The organism is Shewanella sp. SW1 (assembly GCF_025653545.1).
GTDB lineage: Bacteria > Pseudomonadota > Gammaproteobacteria > Enterobacterales > Shewanellaceae > Shewanella > Shewanella oncorhynchi.
Genome location: NZ_JAKKSG010000001.1, coordinates 254,161 through 276,705, shown reverse-complemented (window position 1 = coordinate 276,705; position 22,545 = coordinate 254,161). Strand labels below are relative to the sequence as shown.

Sequence of the window (22,545 nt, the reverse complement as noted above, 5' to 3'; positions counted from 1 at the left end):
GACGCAAACTCGGGTTTATTGAGACTCTATGATTACCGTCGCAATCGCATAGGATTTTTCATCGGCAATAGAGATATGCCCAACCGTCGCTTTAAGATGCTGTAAGCGCGTAAGCGCCCCCTCGGTAAAGTGAATCGTCGGTGCACCATCCTCATTGTTGCCAATGTGAATATGCTGAAACGACACGCCGCGGCCAATACCCGTACCGAGGGCTTTGGCTGCGGCTTCTTTTGCAGCAAAACGCTTGGCAAGATAACGACTTGGCTGACTATGGGCAGTATAAATGGCTAACTCAGCCTCGGTCAGCACACGTCTAGCGAGCTTGTCACCTGCGCGCGCCACATGGACCTGAATACGCTCAATCTCGACGATATCTGTGCCTAGGCCGACAATCGCCATTATTCGCCTCGACGACCTTCAAGCATTAACACTTTCATGTCTTTCACTGCTGTCGCTAAACCGTCAATGGCGGCACGTGCGACAATCGCATGGCCGATATTGAGTTCATATAACTCAGGAATCGCCGCGATGGGTTTCACGTTGTGATAATGCAAACCATGACCCGCGTTAACCACTAAACCTTTGCCATGGGCGTATTTTGCCATTTCGCGAATACGCGCTAACTCAGTGGCTTCTTCTGCTTCCGTTTTAGCATCGGCATAACAGCCCGTATGAATTTCAATAAGCGGTGCGCCAGAGACAACAGCGGCATCAATTTGAGTTTTATCGGCATCGATAAATAAGGAGACTTGAATACCCTCAGCAGCTAAACGAGTCACTGCTGCAGTGATTTTATCTAATTGCCCCGCCACATCTAAGCCACCTTCAGTGGTGACTTCTTGACGTTTTTCTGGCACTAAACAGACATAGGTCGGCTTAATTTCACAGGCGATGTTAAGCATTTCTTCGGTCACAGCACATTCAAAATTCATGCGGGTTTTCAAGGTTTTTGCCAGCAGATATACATCGCGGTCTATGATATGGCGTCTGTCTTCACGCAAATGGATAGTGATGCCATCGGCGCCAGCATGTTCAGCAACGGCAGCAGCATGCACAGGATCAGGATAACTGGTGCCACGGGCTTGGCGCAGAGTAGCAATATGGTCGATATTCACGCCCAATAAGATACGGCTCATCGGGAACTCCTTAATGTTTAACGCTGATATTGCGGCCTATTGTACTTAGGCTCACGCTAAAAAACAGGAGCTAGGGCGAATTATTCCCATCAATCTTAGTTGGTACGGCAGTGCTGACGAACAATTGTCGACTCAACAAAGGTTTAGTCCCGAGTAATGGCGTCAACAGGGAGCGCATCAACAACTTAGCGCTCAAAAAATGTGCTTCGGTGAGCTGGTTATCGTTAAGCGCCGTCAACATTGCCCCTTGATAGGCATTGCGAGCACGGGAGTTGAGCACAAATTGAAAACCTAACTCAGGCACGAGCTGGTAATAATCGTCAGGTACGAGTGGTTCACCTTGAGTATCGCGGCTAAGAGAAGGCATAAAACCTAATTCCCGCAGCAAGGCAAGCTCAATATAACGCAGTTGGGATTGGCAAAACTTCGCGGCAAGGCCGACTAAGGCTTGATGATAAATGAGGAACAACTCTTCGGCATTGTGCTGTACAGACAAAGTGCGAACCAATAACTCATTGATATACATACCAGCAAACAAACTTTGGCCAGAAAGAGGCACAGCAGGCGCAGCGGCTTCGACTTGAGTTAAGGTTTTTAATTCTGACTTACCGCTAAATTCGAAGATCAGCGGTTGAAAGGGCTGGAGAATACTCTTGATAGAGCGCTTACCGCTGCCGGTTCGGGCAACCACATCAACCCGTCCAATGCCGTCAACTAAGAGGTTAACTAAGACACTGGACTCTCGATATGGGCGATGATGTAAAACGTAACCACGTTTCATCGGTAAGCGCGCTCGCTAGAATTAATGCTTAATCGTCGCCGTAACCTAAGCTACGTAAGGCGCGTTCATCATCGGCCCAACCGGATTTCACTTTCACCCACACTTCGAGGAAAACTTTATTATCAAACAAGGTCTCCATGTCTAAGCGAGCTTGAGTTGCGATAGTACGAATACGTTCGCCCTTGCTACCAATCACCATACGTTTTTGACCTTCACGCTCAACAAGGATCAAGGCATTGATTTGATAAACGCCATTTTCCATCATCTTGAACTGTTCAATCTCAACTGTCGCATCATAGGGTAATTCATCACCTAAGAAGCGCATCAGTTTTTCACGCACAATTTCCGACGCCATAAAACGTTGCGAACGATCGGTAACATAGTCTTCAGGGAAGAAGAAAGGTCCTTCAGGAATAGACGCCGCCGCTAGCTCTAAAATGCGCTTAACGTTAGTGCCTTTACTGGCAGAAATCGGCAAAATTTCATCGAAAGGATATTTTTTGGCGACTTCTTCCAAATACGGGAATAGCGATTCTTTGTCTTTGATATTGTCGACTTTATTGATCGCCAGAATTGTCTGACGCTCTTCACCGCCACGGCGTAATTTACTCAACACCATCTCATCATCGGCGGTCCACGTCATGCCATCAACCACGAAAATCACCATAGCCACATCGGCAAGCGAACTGGCTGCAGCGCGGTTCATCAGGCGGTTAATCGCCCGCTGCTCTTCTATGTGTAAACCTGGTGTATCGATAAACACGATTTGCTTCGGACCATCGGTATGAATACCCATGATACGGTGGCGCGTGGTTTGTGGCTTTTTAGAAGTAATACTTACCTTCTGACCAAGCAAACGGTTGATTAACGTTGATTTACCGACGTTAGGGCGACCAATGATCGCCACCATGCCGCAATAAGTGACATCGTATTGGGTCGATGGCGTTGGCGCGGCCGCATTCATCCTTGCCAGTAATTCATCTAAACTCGGCTCAGTTGCCGCTTTTGCAGCATCGATACCTGACAAGTCTGTTTTTTTGGTCATTTCTTTAGTAACTCCAATACTTGAGCGGCCGCGATTTGCTCGGCTTTACGGCGTGAACTCGCCACACCAATGACGCTTTGGCTCAAGTCTTCAATACGACATTCAACGGTAAATGTCTGATCGTGGGCATCGCCTTCTATGTTGATTACTTGGTAATCAGGCAGCGGCTTTTTAAACCCTTGTAAATGTTCTTGCAGTAATGTCTTAGCGTCTTTCTGGCTGATCCCTGGTTGGATTTCGGCCAAACGCTCGGCATACCATTTCAACAGTAATGCACGGCAAACTTCGAGATCGGAATCAAGGTAAACGGCGCCAATAATGGCTTCAACCGCATCGGCAAGAATCGACTCGCGTCTAAATCCGCCACTTTTCAACTCGCCAGGACCGAGATATAAATAATCGCCGAGCTTAAACTCTTGGGCGATGATAGTTAAGGTATCACCGCGAACTAAGGTGGCACGCATCCGGCTTAAATCGCCTTCGGTTGCCTTCGGAAACTGATGATACAAAGCATCAGAAATCACGATAGATAAAATTGAATCACCTAAAAACTCTAAGCGCTCATTATGCTTATTTGCCGCACTTCTGTGGGTCAGCGCTTGAGTCAAAAGCTCAATATTCTTGAACTCATAACCTAAAGTACGACACAAACGTGGCAAATTTTTAATCGGTTCCATGCTATTTAATTCCACCTACACGCTCAAAACGCACACCGCTAGGCACCCAAGTTGGGAGGAAGTCGGCTTTTGAACGGTCAAATTCAAAACTAATCCAAATCGCTACCGCTTTACCGACCAGGTTTTCTTCTGGCACAAAGCCCCAGAAACGACTGTCGGTACTGTTATCGCGGTTATCGCCCATGGCAAAGTAATGGCCTTCTGGCACTAAAAACTCACCCGCGGGTAAATTACCTTCGCGCTTAAAATACCCCAGCATGTCAGGTCGACTTGGGTTGATCAAAATATCGTGGGCAACATCGCCCAATTCCTCTTTATAACGCAGTAATGGCACACCATCTTGGCTGTAATCACCACGACTGATCTCTGTGCGGGCGATAACTTGCGGTTCTGGACAAGCTGTTTGCTCAACACCACAAGCCTTTTGGATCATCAACTGTTTATTACGGTAAATAATTCTATCACCCGGCAAACCGACTACACGTTTAATGTAGTCAATGGCAGGGTTTTCAGGATATTTAAATACCACCACATCACCGCGTTTGGGCTCGCCAGTTTCAACCAACTTGGTTCGCCATACGGGATCTTTAAGCCCATAACTAAATTTTTCCACCAGAATGAAGTCGCCCACTAAGAGGGTTGGCATCATAGAGCCCGATGGGATTTGAAATGGCTCATAAATGAATGAACGTAGGATCAACACAAAGGCAATCACAGGGAAGATAGAGTGCGCGGTTTCGACTATGGTCGACTCACGAATGATTTGGTACTCAGCTTCTTCAGTTAAATTCGCTTGTGATGCCTTTGCTAACGCTAAACTCTCACGACGCTTTGGCGCGAAAACGAGCACATCGACTAACCATATAAGTCCTGAGATCAGGGTGATTAGCACTAGAATAATGGAAAAATACGCTGCCATTGCTTATTGAACTCCTGCCTTAAAAATAATTAAAGGTGCCTAACTCAGCGAATATCATACTTTAGTTAACTTACCGTATTCGACCTTGGTAAACCAAAGTGATAAACCAATGCGATAACCTAACTAAAGCGCCGCAAACAGCGGCGCAATAGTCAACTAAATTGTCACTTCTTATGCTAACGATTACTCGTTTAGCTTAAGTACCGCTAAGAATGCTTCTTGTGGCACCTCAACGTTACCTACTTGCTTCATCCGTTTCTTACCCTCTTTTTGTTTATTTAAGAGTTTTTTCTTACGAGAAACGTCGCCGCCATAACACTTAGCCGTTACGTCTTTACGCAGGGCTTTCACGGTTGAACGGGCAATAATTTGACTGCCCACCGCCGCTTGAATCGCAATATCAAACATCTGACGTGGAATAAGTTCTTTCATCTTATCCACTAAAGCTAAACCACGGTGACGAATGTTTGATCTATGGATAACCATAGCCAAGGCGTCGACTCGGTCGCCGTTGATGAGAATATCTAAACGCACCATGTCTGCAGGATCGAAACGAATAAAGTTATATTCGAGTGATGCATAACCACGGCTAGTGGATTTCAAACGGTCGAAAAAGTCCATGACCACTTCCGCCATTGGCAGATGGTAAGTCACAGCCACTTGGTTACCGTGGTAAACCATGTTCACTTGGGTGCCACGTTTTTCAATACACAGGGTAATCACGTTACCTAAGTATTCTTTTGGCACTAAAATGTTGGCCTCAACAATCGGCTCACGCATTTCTTCAATGTTGTTAATCGCAGGCAGATCAGACGGGTTATCAACGTAAATCGTTTCACCGCTGGTCATGACAACTTCGTACACTACGGTTGGCGCAGTGGTGATCAACTCTAGGTTATATTCACGCTCTAAACGCTCTTGTACGATTTCCATGTGGAGCAGGCCTAAATAGCCAATGCGGAAACCAAAACCGAGTGCAGATGAACTTTCAGGTTCAAAGAATAATGACGCATCGTTCAGGCTGAGTTTGTTCAGCGCATCACGGAAGTTTTCATATTCGTCGGTCGAAATTGGGAATACGCCAGCGTATACCTGTGGCTTCACTTTCTTAAAACCAGGTAACGGCTTTTCAGCACCATTTTTGGCTAAAGTTAACGTATCGCCCACGGGCGCGCCGTGAATTTCCTTCAGACCCGCAATCACAAAGCCGACTTCACCGGTTTTAAGTTCAGTTTTGTCAGTTTGTTTTGGCGTGAAAATACCCACGCGATCCGCAGTGTGGTTTTGCCCTGTAGACATGACCTTAAACTTGTCACCTTTTTTCAGGCTACCGTGTTTAATTCGCACTAACGACACTACGCCTAAGTAGTTATCAAACCAAGAATCGATGATCAAGGCTTGCAATGGTGCGTCAGGATCGCCTTCTGGCGGTGGAATTTTGGCAACAATGACTTCTAAAACCTCATCGACACCGACACCGGTTTTAGCCGAACAACGCACAGCATCCATCGCATCAATACCGACGATATCTTCAATCTCGGCAGCAACACGTTCCGGATCGGCTTGTGGTAAGTCAATCTTGTTTAAAATGGGTACCACATCTAGATTCATATCCAGCGCGGTATAACAGTTTGCCAGTGTCTGAGCTTCAACGCCCTGACCCGCATCAACCACCAGCAAAGCACCTTCACAGGCAGCTAATGAGCGCGAGACCTCGTAGGAGAAGTCAACGTGACCTGGGGTATCAATAAAGTTGAGTTGATAGACAAGGCCATCTTTGGCTTTATAATCCAAAGTGACACTTTGTGCCTTAATCGTAATACCACGCTCACGTTCTAGATCCATAGAATCTAAAACTTGAGAATCCATTTCACGGTCGGTTAAACCGCCACAAACCTGAATAAGACGATCTGATAGCGTCGATTTACCATGGTCGATATGGGCAATAATTGAGAAGTTTCTAATTTGTTTCATTATGCTGCAATGACTAATACTGAAAATGGATACGGTTCAAAGGAGCGAAATTGTACCTGATTGCGGTTTCAATACCAATCACATTCACTCCTACTTAAGACAGGCCGATAAAACAACGTCCAAAACCGCAGTTAGCTGTTATTTGATAAAAAATAACACATTGAAATTATTGAGCTAATTCGTTTAAATTGATGCTCCTACCTAAATAGGCCAAAATCACAGGCTGAGCATCAACTTCTAAACGTTTGGCCTGTTGCTTACCAAAAGACCACGCAATCAAGGCACCAACGGCCGCAAAGCCCATGGCACCTAGGTTAGGATTAAACTCAAGCAACTGGCCTAAAAATTGTCCTAACGCCGCGCCGACAAACAGGCCAAACAGCGGCATTAAATAGATTAATGCTGCTGCTTTGAGGATCACGCTCTCGGGAAGGCCTAATTTGAGTAATTCACCAGCCTCACAGCGGCGGTCACTCTGAATAGAAAATTGCTGGGTTTTCGAGGAAAAAGCCTGAGCGACAGCAGAGGTCCCGCAAGACTCACTGTTACTGCAGCTCTTGCAGGTACTCTTAAGTTCCACTTCAACCGTCAACCAGCCTTGACTATCACTGGAGACGACTCTGGCAATTTCTTCCATCATAATCGGCGTCCTATTCTAGCGTCAGACTTTTAGCAATGCGCGTTAAGGTTTCTGTCGGCACTTTACCCACAGCAACCACTTCGGCATTACCGACTTTTTCTGAGACTAATGACAAGCCATTACGGGTAATTAATTCTTCAGGCAATGGACTTGTGCCCGCACGCGCCACATAAACAGAAATATTTGCCAGTCCATCGGTCAGTGCTATGTATTCCACCGCTTCGTGACTGCCAATTAATCTATGGTGGTCGCGCACTACCACAGTAAAACCTGCGGGTAACCAAGCAAATTGCCAGTTTTGACCGTCTTGGCGCTCGGCTTGATCGATAACTGCCGGCCACTCTTGCTTATAGGCCTCTTGCAAAATAGCTGGCGGCTCGCTGAATTCAATGAGTTCAATCACCATGATCTGCTCAAGTAATTGCTTATCTTGAGTCAGCATGTCGTATCTCAGCGGCAGATAGGTTTCCATATCAAGCCAAATTTGAAAGCCATAACGGAATTCATCATTAGGCAACAGGCGGATCATCTGCCCCGGACGCCCAGCGATACGGGTACGGCCACCGAGTACAAACTGATAACCCACTTCTAAGTCCGCCATATTGGCAGAGAAAGCAGCAGGCCAGACACCTTGAATATGATTAGAAACGATACTATACGCAGGCTCATCGTGCTCAATAAAGGTGACACGATTACCGACACGCACTGCATTTTTGGGTGGACCGTTAAGGTATTCTAGAAAGGCAACTTCTTGATTATTCACCTTACCATGCAGGTAAACCAAAGGCCGAATATGATCGGCCTGAAGTTGAATAATCGATGCTTTAAACTCTTTCTCTCGTAAAGCCTGACTCATTTTCTCGAGCCAAGCTTTGGCAGGCATGTCTTCCTGCGCGGTTGCAGGAAAGACCAAGGCTAATAAAGCCAACAGGATTAGACGCAAGCTAACTCCTCGTTATTGATTGACCGGAACGGGTACGACCTCGGTATTGTCCTCTACAACCGCACCAGTATTCAATCGTTGTTGCAACATATGATCTTGGATATAAGTATTAATTCGGCGACGTTGCTCATTCACCTGATCATTGGTATAGCCTTGATTCTGTTGTACAGGACCGGTTTGTAGGCTCACAGGTGATGCGCTACCAATAAGCGGCCTTGTAATTAACACGGGCGATGGTGACGCGGCATCATCGGCGGTTTGATTGTAATTCTGCACACCCACAATCGCAAACATAGCAACCGTCGCAGCAATGGCATATTGACCAAATTGCTTAAATAAAGGTACGACGCGGCTTTGCTCCGAATTGGCGGCAATTTGTGGCGTTACAGGTGCAGCAACGTTAGACGCATGATGCTTAGGCGCAACTATCGCTGGCTCAAGCTCAATGGCGGCAGCAATGCTAGCAGAGAGATCTAACACAATATTCTGCGGCAACTCGCCACGCATGGCATCGCCTATCATATGATAGTTATGCCATTTATCATGTGAATGTGTATCAGCAGATAACTCTGCCATGGTCTGCGCATCAGTCTCTCCATCGACTGCGGCAGATACCCATTCTTGACCTAATTTATCCATTTTTCACCTGTCTAAATATAAGGGTTTCTTAAAATAAGAATTTAGGCTTCCAGCAAAGGCTGGAGCTTTTTATCGATTGCTTCTCGTGCTCGGAAGATACGTGATCTTACGGTCCCGACAGGACAATCCATGACTATGGCAATATCTTCGTAACTCATACCATCGAGTTCACGCAATGAGATGGCCATTCGTAATTCTTCAGGCAAGGTCTCTAATGTATCGAAAATCACTTTTTTGATTTCATCCGATAACATTAGCCGTTCTGGGGAGGCAAACTCCTTCAGCGCGTCACTGCCTTCGTAATATTCGGCATCTTCTGCATCAACATCATTCGCAGGCGTTCTACGCCCCTGTGATACGAGATAATTCTTCGCAGTGTTTACTGCGATGCGGTACAACCAAGTATAAAATGCACTTTCACCGCGAAAGTTTGGCAAAGCTCTGTAAGCTTTGATAAACGCTTCCTGTGCGACATCAGCAACGTCCGCTTGGTTCCGTACATAACGGGATATCAAGCTAATGACTTTACTTTGATATTTAAGCACTAACAGGTTAAAAGCGTTTTTATCACCTTGTTGTACGCGCTCAACTAATTGTTGATCACTTAATTGTCCACTCATCCGAGCCGACTTCTCCTAAATCTAAAATGCTGATTTCTCAGTCGCTCGAATCATATTCACTTATGTAGACTCGCGGGCTTTGAAAAAGTTCTAAAAATTATACAAAAAAAGTAAGGTAAAAAGGAAAGTACCCATAATCGGTGAGTTGGTTTACCATAGTTGGCACTCTTCAGTCACATCATGATACCCGATGAAACAAGTAGTTGAACACCAATCTGACATATTAGTCATAGGTAGCGGTGCCGCAGGTCTGACACTAGCTTTGCATCTTGCTGAAAAAGCAAAAGTAATTCTGCTTTCAAAAGGCCCACTCTCGGAAGGGTCGACTTACTACGCCCAAGGCGGTATCGCCTCCGTCTTCGACGAAAGTGACACTATCGAATCCCATGTTGCAGACACCTTAATCGCAGGGGCGGGTTTATGTGACAAAGACGTTGTCACTTTCACGGCTGAAAATGCCAAGAGTGCGATGCAATGGCTTATCGAATGTGGCGTCGCCTTCGATAAAGAAGAAACCACAGACGGGAACGCAAAAGATGCACCTTACCATTTAACCCGTGAAGGCGGCCATAGCCACAGACGTATTCTGCACGCTGCCGATGCCACAGGCAAAGAAGTGCAAACGACACTGCAAGAACGCGCACTCGCCCACCCCAATATTCAAGTTTTAGAACGCTATAACGCCATCGACCTCATCACCACCCGTAAGTTAAATCGCCCAGGTAATCGTGTGTTAGGCGCTTATGTGTGGAATCGCAATGAAGAGCACGTCGAAACCGTTAAGGCTAAGTTTGTCGCGTTAGCAACAGGCGGTAGCTCTAAGGTTTATCAATATACCTCAAACCCCGATGTCGCTAGTGGTGATGGTATTGCCATGGCATGGCGTGCAGGTTGCCGCGTGGCAAATATGGAGTTCAACCAATTCCATCCAACGTGTTTGTACCACGCAGATGCGCGCAACTTCTTACTCACCGAAGCCCTGCGTGGTGAAGGGGCTTATCTGCGTCGTCCAGATGGCAGCCGCTTTATGCCGGACTTTGATGAACGCGCTGAGCTCGCTCCCCGTGACATCGTTGCCCGCGCCATCGACTACGAGATGAAACGTCTGGGTGCTGATTGCGTCTATCTCGATATCAGCCATAAAGATGCTGACTTTGTGATGAAGCATTTCCCGACCATCTATAGCCGTTGCTTAGATCTAGGAATCGATATCACTAAAGATGCGATTCCTGTGGTACCCGCTGCTCACTATACCTGCGGTGGTGTAATGACAGATATGCACGGTCAGACGGATCTCAATGGTCTCTATGCTATTGGTGAAGTTGCCTATACGGGCTTACATGGCGCCAATCGTCTGGCGAGTAACTCACTACTCGAATGTTTAGTGTTTGCCCGTGCGGCGTCACAGGACATAGAAAGCCAACTGCATAAAATTCAAATCCCGGGACAAATTCCAGCATGGGATGAAAGTAAAGTATCGAACTCGGATGAGGAAGTGGTCATCGCCCATAACTGGCACGAGCTGCGGTTATTCATGTGGGACTACGTTGGAATTGTACGCTCTGATAAACGTCTGGAGCGAGCACTGCGCCGCTGCCTGATGTTACAGCAAGAAATTCAGGAATATTACAGTAACTTCAGGGTTAGCAATAACTTGCTCGAATTACGTAACTTAGTGCAAGTGGCCGAATTAATTATTCGCTGTGCCATGGAGCGTAAAGAAAGCCGTGGGCTGCATTTTAATATCGATCATCCAGAGAAATTAGACGCGCCTCGCCCGACTATTTTACTACCAGAAAAGTAACCGCATACGCATAGGTGACTTCATCATAAACAGACTAAATCTCAGAATGAGGTTTAGTCTGTTGCATTTTAGCCCGCAGCAACAGCCGACATAAATGCCGATAGTCAGTATCATTTAACATATCAGCCCAAACCAGCAAGAGCCGCAGCTGAGTATCCACTTCGATATAAATCAAGCAAACAAAGGGCGTGACCCAAGTGCGTTTTAGTACCTGAAAGTGTTCCCCCGTTGACAAACGTCCCTCGCCTTTATCACTCAGCACAAAATCTAAACGCCAATGCTGCAGTCGCCACAACTGCGACAGCAAAAAAATACTGACAAGTACGATAAACAAATATTTAAGCAGAGATAAGGCGATAATGTCGCTTTGGGGCCAAAGCAGAAATGAGCTAGAACAAACGCCAATAAAAACGACCAACGAGAGTCGTTGGTCGAAAGAGGCTTTTACGCTGAAACTATGGTGCCGGTCTTCCACGGACTTTTACTATCATACGAGCCAGTTCAGTATCAGGGCACACTTCATGGCCCATAAACCAAGCAAACAATTCTGGATCTTCACATTCCAACAAACGGATAAACACGGTTTTATCTTCATCGGACATTTCTTGATAGAAGTTTTCAACAAAAGGTTGAAGCAAGACGTCTAATTCCAGCATCCCACGGCGACATGCCCAGCGAACCCTTGCGATGTTCATTAATTCCAAGGTATTTCTCCCAACACAGATTTGGCATTAGTCTATCAGTTCACTGACTAAAGTGTCGATTAACCCTTCATATTGACTCACAAAATTAGCATTGTTGTACTTGAGTATCGAGCCCCTCAAAGAGATCGCTGAAATCAGTATCCAATAATCGCTTTACCGCAGGATGTTGGATCATACGTTCGGCAAACATCACATGGTATTCCTCTTTCACATCGGTGGTTTCACCGAGCAAATTCATACCATGGGAAATCACTTCTTGGCGATAAATCGACGGTGTGACAAAAATACCTCGTTTAAGGTAACCAAAGGCTTTCATCATGGCCGCATCATCGAACTCGCCCAAAATACTGACTTTAAGGTTTTGCTCGTCAAACCAGCGATATAGCTGTTGTCCAAGTGATGTTCTGCGGCCAGGAATTAATAGCTGGCCTTGTTCTAAACAGGCAGGAAAATCTGCGCTATAAGTCTCAGCGGAGAAAAAACTCACGCCACATTCGCCCAATTTTTTAGATAAAATTTCAGGGTATTTCAGTGACTCACCTGCACAATCCGAAAGGATCATATCCAGTTTATGCTCACGTAAACGCGCCATTAGGCTCTCGTGAGTCGCCTCATAGCAGGCTAAGTGCATAGAATTGTCATTAGGCACTACAGATAATAACACTCGACTGACTAAAGCTTTAGATAAGGCATCGGCAATACCCACCTCGAATAACATGGCATCCGCTTTTTGATAATTAAGTAAATCGAGCATTTCATAGCTAAGGCTAAACATCTTATCGGCGTAGCGAAAAACCAATTCACCTAATTCTGTCGCCTCCAATGTCCGCCCGACTCGCTTGAACAGACTGCCGTTTAACCTATCTTCTAAGGCACGAATTTGCCCCGTTATCGTTTGCGGCGTCAAACATAGGGCTTCGGCCGCCTTCGCGACTGAGCCCTTTTTCTTAATCATCCAAAAATAATACAAGTGGTTATAATTTAAGTGCAGCATGCTAACCCGCTGTTAATGCTCCCTCAAACGCCAAAGCGCTGAGGGGTTACTGTGTTATTTTAAACTCGATTAGTTTAAAATCAGATGATTAAAAACCTGATGATTCCCAGTCAAGTTACTTTAAACGCTGGCAGTCGAGTAAGTTAGTAACTATGCCTTGTAACTGCTCCAAATCGGCAGCATTCCCCAGACTTACCGCTTCAGTGACTCCTGAAACTAAAACGTTACGTTCTGGAATACGTTCGGCGCAATAGGTTCGATTCGCTTCTTGGAAACGTTTACCACCGCGATACTTAAGTGCCCTCGATTCATAACCATTAGTTTCTAATCTCGCCCCTAAGGAATCAGATTTAAACATCAAAGCGCCATCCACTATTCCTTCAAGATAGCTTTGGCAAGTCTGCGAGTTTGCATCCTGATTACAGGCCGAAATTTGCGATGCCGTCGCGGTTGTCGATAAACATAAGAGCGTTGCTATTCCCATTAATTTCAACTTTATCATAGTTATACTCCTTTCTTAGGTAACACTTTTGATAACCAGAAATACCCGACTAACGCTGCCATAATCGAACCGATTAAGGTCCCTAGGCGTGCTAAGTCACCGTACATAGGGTCTGCATGTTCAAAGGCTAACGACGCAATAAACATAGACATAGTAAAACCAATACCGCACATGGCCGCGACGGGGGCAATTTGCTTCCAACCTACGCCATCGGGCAATTGCGCTAATTTTAGTTTCACCGCAATAAAGCTAAATAACATTACACCGATTGGCTTACCTAACATCAGGCCCAATGCAATACCAACAGGAACAGGAGAAATTAACGTCTCCAAATTCATATTGCCGACATAAACGCCCGCATTGGCAAAAGCAAACACTGGCAAAATGAGGAAAGTACTCCAAGGATGCAAACTATGCTCTAAGCCTTCTGAGGGTGAACTGCCATCCTTTGCCCGCAATGGAATACAAAAAGCAATGATGACGCCAGCCAGAGTCGCATGCACTCCAGACTTAAGTACGGCAACCCAAAGGATTAACCCTAAGATGCCATAGGGTAAAAGTGAGGTAACCCCTTTGCGGTTTAACCCAACCAAGCCCGCAATCGCTAAACTGGCAATCACTAAACTGATGGTTGATAAGTCAGTACTATAAAACAGCGCGATAATCACTATGACGCCTAAATCATCGATGATAGCTAAAGCAAGTAAGAAGACTTTCAGTGAAACAGGAACGCGGCTTCCGAGCAGTGCCATAATACCTAAGGCAAAGGCAATATCGGTCGCGGCAGGAATCGCCCAGCCCGCCTGTGTGACAGGATCACCATAGTTAAACAGTAAGTACACACCAGCAGGGACTAACATGCCGCCAATGGCAGCAAAGGTAGGCAGGGAAGCTTGAGCGACACTCGATAAGGCGCCTTCAAGTAACTCACGTTTCACTTCTAAACCAATCAGCAAAAAGAATATGGCCATCAAGCCATCGTTTATCCACAGGATGAGTGGCTTGTGTATATTGAGCTCGCCAATTTTGACTTGAACGTCAGTGCCTAAAAAGCCTTGATAAAGTCCAGATAAGGGGGAATTGGCCATCAGCATGGCTAAGACAACAGCAACCAATAACAGGATACCGCCAGCCGACTCTTGGCTCAGAAAATTTCTAATTGCTTTTTCCATCTTGCACTCCTAAAAATCATAATGAATTGAGTGTAGACGAATTGTAATAACAAATATAATCGTAAGTTTCTCCCTAACACCTCGGTTATCCCGAAGTGTTAGGTTAAAAAACATACATCACACAGCAACAGGGGCTTTGATATGAGGGTGTGGAGCGTAGTTTGTTAATTCAAAATCATCGAATTGATAGTCAAAAATCGACTCAGGTCTGCGTACAATAGTCATGGTCGGCAACGGTTTTGGATCACGACTTAACTGCAGTGCCGTCTGTTCCATATGATTAGAATATAAATGGGTATCGCCACCCGTCCACACAAAATCACCTAAGGCCAAGTCACATTGCTGGGCGACCATCATAGTTAACAAAGCATAACTGGCAATATTAAATGGCAAACCAAGAAACACATCACAACTACGCTGATACAGCTGACAAGATAATTTACCATCGGCTACATAGAACTGAAAAAACGCGTGGCACGGTGCCAAAGCCATTTTATCCAGTTCGCCCACGTTCCACGCAGAAACGATAAGACGGCGAGAATCTGGCTGAGATTTTATCTGGGCGATAACTTGCGAAATCTGATCGATAGCATCACCACTCTGGGTTGGCCAGCTGCGCCACTGGGCACCATAAACTGGGCCCAAATCGCCATTATCATCGGCCCATTCGTCCCAAATGCTGACCTTGTTTTCGCGTAAATAGGCAACGTTAGTTTCACCCTTCAGAAACCACAGCAATTCATGGATGATAGAGCGCATATGGCATTTTTTGGTGCTCACCAAAGGAAAACCTTTGCTCAAATTGAAGCGCATTTGATAGCCAAATACCGAGCGAGTCCCAGTACCTGTGCGATCCGATTTATCCACGCCTTCGGCTAATATGTGCTTCATTAAGTCTAAATACTGTTTCATTGCTGCTTACCTTGCTTACGAAAAATCAAGTACAAACCGATTAACACCATAGGCACAGAGAGTATCTGCCCCATAGTCATAAATCCCCAGTAGAGCCCCAACTGTGTGTCGGGTTGCCTCACAGTTTCAACCATAATACGGAACATACCGTAACCGACTAAGAACATACCAGAGACGGCACCGACTTTATCGGTACGTTTGCTAAACCAGTAAAGTAATAGGAATAATGCTACGCCTTCAAGGGCGAACTGATACAACTGGGATGGATGACGTGGGTCAGGCCCACCGGTTGGAAACACCATAGCCCAAGGCACATCAGTGGTTCGTCCCCAAAGCTCGCCGTTAATAAAGTTACCAATACGACCAGCGCCTAAACCAATAGGCACAACAGGTGCCACCATATCGGCGACAGCAAAAAAAGTACGTTTTTGTTTCCACGCGATATAAAGCATAGCCATAATCACGCCCATCAAACCGCCGTGGAAGGACATGCCACCTTCAGAGATTTTAAATAAATATAGGGGACTGGCGAGGAAATAATCGAAATGATAAAAAAGCACGTAACCGATACGGCCACCTAAAATCACCCCAAGAAAACCATAAAAGAGTAAATCTGAAACTTGCTCCCGCGTCCATATCCCCTTTGAACGGTCGGCTTGGCGGTTCAACAACCACATAGTCGCAACAAATCCGACTAAATAGGTAAAACCATACCAACGTAGTGCCGGTTCAAAGGTTTGTCCAAAAAGATTAAACGGTCCAAATGAAACGATCACGGGATCGATATTGGGGAAACTCAACGCCATAACACATCCATTAGCAGCCTCAAACTGAGATAAACATAAAAACTAGGTCAGAATTAACTTAAGGCCGACACATAGAAGTAACAATGCAAATATCTTTTTAAGTACAGGTGTTGGCCAAGTGCTCGCCGCTTTTACCCCCACAGGCGCCATCAAGACAGAAGTGATTACTAAACCAAACAATGCAGGTAAATAGATATAGCCTAAGGTACCATAGGGCAACTCAGGGGCATTCATACCTGCAATAATATAGCCGAAACTGCCAGAAAGAGAGATTAAGAAACCCATCGCAGCAGAAAACCCCACGGCTTGACGCATCTGTAAACCATAAAAAGTCAAAAATGGCACTATCAGTATACCGCCACCTATCCCGGTCAAACCTGCCAAAACCGCAACAAAAGCCGATACAACAAAAAGCACTACTGAATTAGGTAATTGACGATTTGATTCGGCCTTAACGGGGTAAGCCATTTGAATTGTCATTAAAATCACAAAGATGGCAAAACCTTGTTGTAACTTATCAGCGGGAATACGCTCAGCAATAAAACCTGAAGCCAGCGCGCCTATAATCAGGCCCGGTAACATTGATTTGAATAAATCCCAAGGCACATTGCCACGCTTATGGTGGGCACGTGCCGACGAAATAGAGGTGAGAATAATGGCTGCTAGCGAAGTGGCAATTGCAATATGGGGGAGCTGAGTAGAGCTAATACCGACCGATGGCAAAATATAAAGCAGTGCCGGCACTACAATCAAGCCGCCACCGATACCTAATAATCCTGCCATAAAGCCGACAAATGCGCCTAAAGCCAAGCAAATAAAGAACACCAACAACAAACTATCCACACGAGTACCTACAGCGTGATAAATTGAGGGCCTTAGCTTAACACGGCATTAGTTAATTAAGAATTGTTGCGAGACCCTGCTGGGTCAAATATTCTTTAACCAGCTCACGCACTTGGAAGCCGTTTGGTAGGCTCAGCGCTTTAGCAAGTAATTGATCTAAATCGGCCCGCGCAACACGTCGCAATAGATAATTGATCCGCGCTAAACTGCCCTGATTCATACTCAACTGATCGTATCCCATAGCCACCAGCAAAATGGCCCCCATAGGTTCGCCCGCTAACTCTCCACAGATACTAATATCGAGTTTATGGTATCGACAATCTAGGTGCGCCTGATGCAAAGCCCGCAATATTCCAGGATGATAACTGTCAAATAACGAGCTCACACGCGGGTTATTACGGTCAACAGCCAGCAAATATTGGGTTAAATCATTACTACCAACAGAGACAAAATCCACTCGTTTTGCCACATCATCCAACTGATATAACATGGCAGGCACTTCGAGCATAATGCCTATTCGTGGCATCACTATGTCGCTGTTAACATCGTTTTTTAATTCGACATAGGCTTGTTGCAAATATTCTAAGGATTGATCGATTTCATCTAAGTTGCTGACCATAGGCAGCAAAATACTTAACTGTTTACCGTCTCCCCCAGCCTGTAGCATGGCCCGTAACTGCACCAAAAACAGCTCAGGATGATCCAGAGACAAGCGAATACCGCGCCATCCAAGGAAAGGATTGTCTTCTTTAATCGGGAAATACGGTAAAGGTTTATCGCCCCCCACATCTAAAGTACGCATCACCACAGGTCGACCGGACGCTGCCGATAAGACCTGTTGATAGACTTTAACTTGCTCAGATTCACTCGGGAAGCGCTGTTGCAACATAAAAGGAATTTCAGTGCGATAAAGCCCAATACCGTCGGCGCCCTCTGCAATTTCAGAGGCCACACCACTGAGTAATCCCGCATTGAGATACAAGCGAATACGTGAACCATCTAAGGTTACAGAAGGCAGCGCTAATTCTTGGGCATACTGGCGTTGCAAGGCTTTTTGTGCCGAAATCAGGCTACGATACTCACCGACAATCGCAGGTGATGGCGACACCAATAACTGACCACGGCTTGCGTTGACGACTAAAAGTTTTTGGTCAATATTGGCAGATAACAGTTGCTCTACACCTGTAATAGCAGGCACACCTAAGGCACGGGCTAAAATGGCGGCATGGGAGTTTACGCCACCAAGCTCAGTGACAATACCCGCAAGCTTTTGCCTTGGGAACTCAGCCAACATAGTCGCATCGGCTTCACGGGTAATGAGGATTACAGGTTTATCAGGCTCAAGCTCTAGACGTTCTGGCTCAATAAGTTGGCGCAATACTTTTTGACCTAAGTCACGAATATCGCTAGCCCGCTCCTTAAGGTAAGGGTCTTCCATTGCTAAAAACTGTTGAATATAACGTAGAGACACTCGACTCACCGCCGACTCAGCAGCCCAGCCTAATTGCACTTCACGGGTATATTCGCCGCCTAAACTAGCATCATCAAGCAGTAACTGTAATGCATTGAAAATGGAGACAACTTCGTCATCTTGCTCGCGATCAAACCGTTGAGATAAGGCACCTATCGCTTCTTTACAACGCACCATAGCCGTGGTTAAGCGACTCGATTCATAGGCAATATCGTCAGAACGCACCTCAGGCTGTTCAAGGGGGATTTCCCCACCAAGTACGAAGGCATACGCAATGGCGATACCGTTTGACGCTGAAGTACCTTGAAACAGAATTTGTTGATGATGGGAGCTGACTTGTGCTTTTTGTTTTAACCCACGCACTGCCATCGCTAATTGGGCGGCGAGGGTCATCAGGAAGGCTTCTTCGCCCTCACTGAATTGACGAGCACTCGCCTGCTGTACCACTATCACCCCAACCACAGCCTTCTGGTAGATAATAGGTACAGCTAAAAAAGCGCGGTATTCTTCTTCGGCGACTTCAGGAAAAAGCTTAAACCTTGGATGAAGCCGAGCATCAGCTAAATTAACGGCCTCTTCTCGCTGGGCAGCGAGTCCAACTAAACCTTCAGTCAGCGGCATACGTACTCGACCAACGGCGCTTTTTTCAAGACCATCGGTTGCAGATAACACGAGTTCTTGCTCTTCTAGGATATAGATGGAGCAACATTGGGTTTCCATCGCCGCTTTAGTCGATGAAACTAAGATTTCTAATGCGGTTTCCAAACTGTGGGCAGATGCCACAGCCTGAGTAATATCCCTAAGCGTATTTAACACTGTTTTCAATCCTCTTTTGAAAATCAGCCCGTTGTTTTTTGTCTTCCCCGCTTCCTAGGTATTTCTAGGGTTTGGAATGACAATGCCGTTACCGCAAACTCTTTCATCACCTTACGATAAACATCACGCTTAAATGACACGACTTGCCGCACAGGATACCAATAACTTACCCAGCGCCAATCGTCAAATTCAGGATGCCCAGAAGAACTCAAATTAATCGCACTATCTTGGCTTTTCAGTTGTAACAGAAACCACTTTTGTTTTTGCCCGATACACACAGGTTTACTGTCTTGCCTCACTAAACGCTTTGGCAAACGATAGCGCAACCAAGAACGGGTCGAGGTTAATATATGCACGTGTTCAGGTCTTAGGCCCACTTCTTCATACAACTCACGGTACATAGCCTCTTCTGCTGTCTCGCCATCATCGACGCCACCTTGAGGAAATTGCCATGAGTGTTGACCGAAACGTCTAGCCCACATGACTTGGCCATATCTGTTACAAATTATAATGCCCACATTTGCGCGAAAGCCGTCGCTATCAATCACATGGACTCCAAATCACATTAAATTTTAATAAACTGATTGTTTCATAAAGCTAGTCTCTCAGCAAACCTCTATTTTATCCTAAGCTTTGGATAACATCTGACTTAAAAGACATTTATCAACAATGCTAGGGGATGGAATCCGGGGATATCCACATTTTCTGTGGATATCTCTGTTTGAAACTCAGGTGAACTTGTTATAACGTTCAAAAAACATCTATTTGCCATCGTTTTTAAAATTTAGAGTTAAAACTTAATAGCAAACAAATTCATAAACTTGCACGTTAATCACAATTTATTTCAGACTAAAAAACCAATAAAGCTCATTATTTGACCAGCAAGAAGTATTTATATCATTCTCGCGATATTACTCAACTTTATACACAAATAGTGTCCACAACTGTCCACAAAAGCCAGAATAAATGCACTTTATTCGCATTGACTTAGGATTTTTATTAGGTTAAGAGGCTCACTTTACTGAGTTATCCATAATATCTGTGGATAAGTATGTGGGGAACGCAAGGGAAAGCAGAGAGTAACTTTGAACACTTTTTTGCAAAACGGGGGGGAACACGGATATAAAATTGAAAATCAGTCACTTAGAATAAAAACATTCGGTACAAGTTAACCCACCCTGTAGAGCTCGTTTTTTAACCACCATTGCTAAGCGGTTATTTTTAAGTAAAATCCAGCCATGAATCGAATTATCCCCCCCGAAAATCTATCTGAACTACTCGAACGTGCCAACATGATGGCGGGCGTGAGTTTGGCGCAGATAGCCAGCCAAAGAAGCATTCGTGTCCCCAAGGATCTTAAACGCGATAAAGGTTGGGTCGGTCAATTAATCGAAATGGAATTAGGCGCAACGGCGGGTTCTAAACCTGAGCAAGATTTTCTACATTTAGGGGTCGAGCTAAAAACTATCCCCATTGATACACAGGGGCGACCGCTGGAGACCACTTATGTCTGCGTGGCGCCGCTATCGAATATCCAAGGATTAACCTGGCAAAACAGCTTAGTCTGCCATAAGTTACAGCGAGTACTTTGGGTACCCGTTGAAGGAGAGAGGCATATTCCTGTGGGTGAGCGCCGTATAGGTACACCAATATTGTGGGAACCAGATCCGCACGAGTTGCAATTACTGCAACAGGATTGGGAAGAGATCATGGAGCTTATCGCCCTCGGAAAAGTAGAGAGGCTTACAGCGCGCCACGGCGAAGTGCTGCAATTGCGCCCTAAGGCCGCTAATAGTAAGGCGTTAACACAAAGCATTGCCGAAGATGGTAGCCTCAAAATGACCAACCCTAGGGGCTTTTATTTAAAGACCAGTTTCACTGCTATGATACTTAATAAGGTATTTGGTTAATTTTTAGTAACGATATGGACTTGGATTGATCCAGATCACAAATTTCACTGGCACTAAGGTGACTCTTTTCTATAAACTACGGCATCCTGAAATCACAGCCGTATTCGGATACCAATCAAGCAGTGAGAGCACGTAGACAAGCGAAAAAACTCCTTTTTGCGATTTTAGCTTGGGCGATTGCCATGGCTGCATTCGTGTTTTTTCGATATGCCCAATCACCAGAGCTGCCCCAATGGGCGGTAAGTTCGGCTGATCTCGCAACACTTGCTATCTACATGGGGATAATTTTTGGCAGCTTACATTGGATGTCGAACGTCATTGCAGATTTCAGTGCAATCAATCGCCTCCCCTATGTGTTTTCAGTCATCTTTAAGGGCTTGTTTTTATTACTGGGTGCTACGACGTTAGCTTACATGACTCAGTTTTTAAATATGTGGGCCATCGAAAATCATATGTCGACCCTCAGACAAATGCTGACGGCGCACATTCTCTATAGCCCTTCATTCCAAGCATTGATCGTATATTTGGTCGTCGTACGAGTCAGCTTAGCTTTTGTCGAGCAAATGGCATTATTAGTCGGGCCGCGTATTTTACTCAACATAGGCCTTGGTAAATACCACAAGCCAAGATATGAGCAGCGCTTATTCCTCTATTTAGACATGGTCGCCTCAACCACACATGCCGAATCACTTGGCGATTACCGCTTTAGTCGATTGATCCAAGACAGCTTTAGTTTACTTTCAGATACAGTGTCCAATAACGAAGCTGAAATCTACCGCTATATGGGAGATGCAGTGCTGCTTCACTGGCCATTAGAAGAAGGGATAGTTCACGACCGCTGCATGAATATTTATTTTGAATTTAGCCAACAACTGAACTGGCAACGCCGCTACTTTGAAGAGCATTATGGCTTTGTGCCGAAATTTAAAGCGGCGGCTCATTGTGGCCAAGTCGTCGCTGCAGTTGTTGGTGTACAGAAACAAGAAATTAGTTTCTTTAGTGACGTGCTCAATACCTTAGCAAGACTGCAAGATCAATGTAATCCACTAGGACAGCGCATGTTGATTTCGGGCGCACTCGCGGGACGTTTAGATAACCCCAACACTCAGTATCACCTATCAAATCTAGGCCCAGTCAAACTCAAAGGGAAACAACACTCAATTGAAGTGTTTGGCGTTTCCCCGCTCTGATTTGTAATCGACTTTAAGCTTTAGCTTGAATTAATGCTTTGCAGTTA

Annotated in this window: 24 protein-coding genes; 3 read left to right on the top strand and 21 right to left on the bottom strand. The window is 45.4% G+C overall.

All coding sequences use genetic code 11. The features are described from left to right. Window positions 1–15 precede the first annotated feature (15 nt). The 11 genes from acpS to rpoE form a co-directional block, all read right to left on the bottom strand. Window positions 16–399 carry a holo-ACP synthase gene (gene acpS / locus L5M71_RS01320; RefSeq protein WP_263206007.1) on the bottom strand — a complete coding sequence of 128 codons (384 nt, stop codon included), beginning with the start codon at window positions 397–399 and terminating at the stop codon, window positions 16–18. Then, window positions 399–1,136, bottom strand: coding sequence for a pyridoxine 5'-phosphate synthase (gene pdxJ / locus L5M71_RS01315; RefSeq protein WP_263206005.1), 738 nt, complete (start codon window positions 1,134–1,136; stop codon window positions 399–401). Before pdxJ ends, acpS begins: the two co-directional genes overlap by 1 nt. 70 nt (window positions 1,137–1,206) lie before the next feature. Further along, window positions 1,207–1,917: a DNA repair protein RecO gene (gene recO, locus L5M71_RS01310; protein ID WP_212599987.1), complete on the bottom strand. Its 711-nt coding sequence runs from the start codon at window positions 1,915–1,917 to the stop codon at window positions 1,207–1,209. A 28-nt stretch (window positions 1,918–1,945) separates the two neighbouring features. Next, window positions 1,946–2,962 (bottom strand): GTPase Era, encoded by a 1,017-nt coding sequence (gene era, locus L5M71_RS01305; protein WP_263206003.1) that lies wholly within the window; start codon window positions 2,960–2,962, stop codon window positions 1,946–1,948. Then, on the bottom strand, window positions 2,959–3,639 hold the full coding sequence (rnc, locus tag L5M71_RS01300; RefSeq protein WP_012088603.1) for a ribonuclease III: 681 nt from the start codon (window positions 3,637–3,639) through the stop codon (window positions 2,959–2,961). The genes era and rnc overlap by 4 nt, the downstream gene beginning before the upstream one ends. Before the next feature lies 1 nt (window position 3,640). Next, window positions 3,641–4,558, bottom strand: coding sequence for a signal peptidase I (gene lepB, locus L5M71_RS01295; RefSeq protein ID WP_028760821.1), 918 nt, complete (start codon window positions 4,556–4,558; stop codon window positions 3,641–3,643). 183 nt (window positions 4,559–4,741) lie between these two features. After that, window positions 4,742–6,532: a translation elongation factor 4 gene (lepA, locus tag L5M71_RS01290; protein WP_028760822.1), complete on the bottom strand. Its 1,791-nt coding sequence runs from the start codon at window positions 6,530–6,532 to the stop codon at window positions 4,742–4,744. A gap of 166 nt (window positions 6,533–6,698) precedes the next feature. Continuing rightward, the gene (locus L5M71_RS01285) at window positions 6,699–7,172 is read right to left on the bottom strand and encodes a SoxR reducing system RseC family protein (protein WP_105249858.1); all 474 of its coding nucleotides are present in this window, start codon (window positions 7,170–7,172) and stop codon (window positions 6,699–6,701) included. Between the two features lie 10 nt (window positions 7,173–7,182). Next, window positions 7,183–8,115 carry a MucB/RseB C-terminal domain-containing protein gene (locus tag L5M71_RS01280; protein ID WP_028760824.1) on the bottom strand — a complete coding sequence of 311 codons (933 nt, stop codon included), beginning with the start codon at window positions 8,113–8,115 and terminating at the stop codon, window positions 7,183–7,185. Window positions 8,116–8,127: 12 nt separating this feature from the next. Continuing rightward, a complete protein-coding gene (locus L5M71_RS01275; protein ID WP_263160821.1) occupies window positions 8,128–8,754 on the bottom strand; it encodes a sigma-E factor negative regulatory protein in 627 nt (208 codons plus the stop codon). A 41-nt stretch (window positions 8,755–8,795) separates the two neighbouring features. Continuing rightward, entirely contained in the window at window positions 8,796–9,374 is a 579-nt protein-coding gene (gene rpoE, locus L5M71_RS01270) for an RNA polymerase sigma factor RpoE (protein ID WP_028760826.1), read from the bottom strand. 190 nt (window positions 9,375–9,564) lie between these two features. Here rpoE and nadB point away from each other — a divergent pair, with 190 nt between their 5' ends. Then, complete coding sequence (gene nadB, locus L5M71_RS01265) at window positions 9,565–11,178, top strand: L-aspartate oxidase (RefSeq protein ID WP_028760827.1); 1,614 nt, start codon at window positions 9,565–9,567, stop codon at window positions 11,176–11,178. A gap of 34 nt (window positions 11,179–11,212) precedes the next feature. On the opposite strand, the gene L5M71_RS01260 is transcribed toward nadB, so the two are convergent. The 10 genes from L5M71_RS01260 to rppH form a co-directional block, all read right to left on the bottom strand. Further along, window positions 11,213–11,653: a protein YgfX gene (locus tag L5M71_RS01260; protein ID WP_105249859.1), complete on the bottom strand. Its 441-nt coding sequence runs from the start codon at window positions 11,651–11,653 to the stop codon at window positions 11,213–11,215. Further along, window positions 11,634–11,882 carry a succinate dehydrogenase assembly factor 2 gene (locus tag L5M71_RS01255; RefSeq protein ID WP_028760829.1) on the bottom strand — a complete coding sequence of 83 codons (249 nt, stop codon included), beginning with the start codon at window positions 11,880–11,882 and terminating at the stop codon, window positions 11,634–11,636. Before L5M71_RS01255 ends, L5M71_RS01260 begins: the two co-directional genes overlap by 20 nt. Window positions 11,883–11,967: 85 nt before the next feature. Then, the gene (nhaR, locus tag L5M71_RS01250) at window positions 11,968–12,876 is read right to left on the bottom strand and encodes a transcriptional activator NhaR (protein WP_028760830.1); all 909 of its coding nucleotides are present in this window, start codon (window positions 12,874–12,876) and stop codon (window positions 11,968–11,970) included. Window positions 12,877–12,991: 115 nt separating this feature from the next. Continuing rightward, window positions 12,992–13,378, bottom strand: coding sequence for a hypothetical protein (locus L5M71_RS01245; protein WP_105249860.1), 387 nt, complete (start codon window positions 13,376–13,378; stop codon window positions 12,992–12,994). A gap of 2 nt (window positions 13,379–13,380) precedes the next feature. Continuing rightward, on the bottom strand, window positions 13,381–14,550 hold the full coding sequence (gene nhaA / locus L5M71_RS01240; RefSeq protein ID WP_198572137.1) for a Na+/H+ antiporter NhaA: 1,170 nt from the start codon (window positions 14,548–14,550) through the stop codon (window positions 13,381–13,383). Window positions 14,551–14,667: 117 nt separating this feature from the next. Next, window positions 14,668–15,462, bottom strand: coding sequence for a thymidylate synthase (gene thyA, locus L5M71_RS01235; protein ID WP_263205999.1), 795 nt, complete (start codon window positions 15,460–15,462; stop codon window positions 14,668–14,670). Continuing rightward, window positions 15,459–16,268, bottom strand: coding sequence for a prolipoprotein diacylglyceryl transferase (gene lgt, locus L5M71_RS01230; RefSeq protein WP_263205996.1), 810 nt, complete (start codon window positions 16,266–16,268; stop codon window positions 15,459–15,461). The genes thyA and lgt overlap by 4 nt, the downstream gene beginning before the upstream one ends. A 42-nt stretch (window positions 16,269–16,310) precedes the next feature. After that, entirely contained in the window at window positions 16,311–17,111 is an 801-nt protein-coding gene (locus tag L5M71_RS01225) for a sulfite exporter TauE/SafE family protein (RefSeq protein WP_028760835.1), read from the bottom strand. 52 nt (window positions 17,112–17,163) lie between these two features. Then, window positions 17,164–19,398, bottom strand: coding sequence for a phosphoenolpyruvate--protein phosphotransferase (ptsP, locus tag L5M71_RS01220; protein ID WP_263140500.1), 2,235 nt, complete (start codon window positions 19,396–19,398; stop codon window positions 17,164–17,166). Window positions 19,399–19,421: 23 nt separating this feature from the next. Continuing rightward, the gene (gene rppH, locus L5M71_RS01215) at window positions 19,422–19,946 is read right to left on the bottom strand and encodes an RNA pyrophosphohydrolase (RefSeq protein ID WP_006080762.1); all 525 of its coding nucleotides are present in this window, start codon (window positions 19,944–19,946) and stop codon (window positions 19,422–19,424) included. Window positions 19,947–20,636: 690 nt separating this feature from the next. Between rppH and mutH the strand changes: the two genes are divergently transcribed. Then, window positions 20,637–21,308, top strand: a complete 672-nt coding sequence (mutH, locus tag L5M71_RS01210; RefSeq protein WP_131523041.1) for a DNA mismatch repair endonuclease MutH — start codon at window positions 20,637–20,639, stop codon at window positions 21,306–21,308. A gap of 122 nt (window positions 21,309–21,430) precedes the next feature. Beyond that, a complete protein-coding gene (locus L5M71_RS01205; RefSeq protein WP_105249866.1) occupies window positions 21,431–22,498 on the top strand; it encodes an adenylate/guanylate cyclase domain-containing protein in 1,068 nt (355 codons plus the stop codon). Window positions 22,499–22,545: the final 47 nt, after the last annotated feature.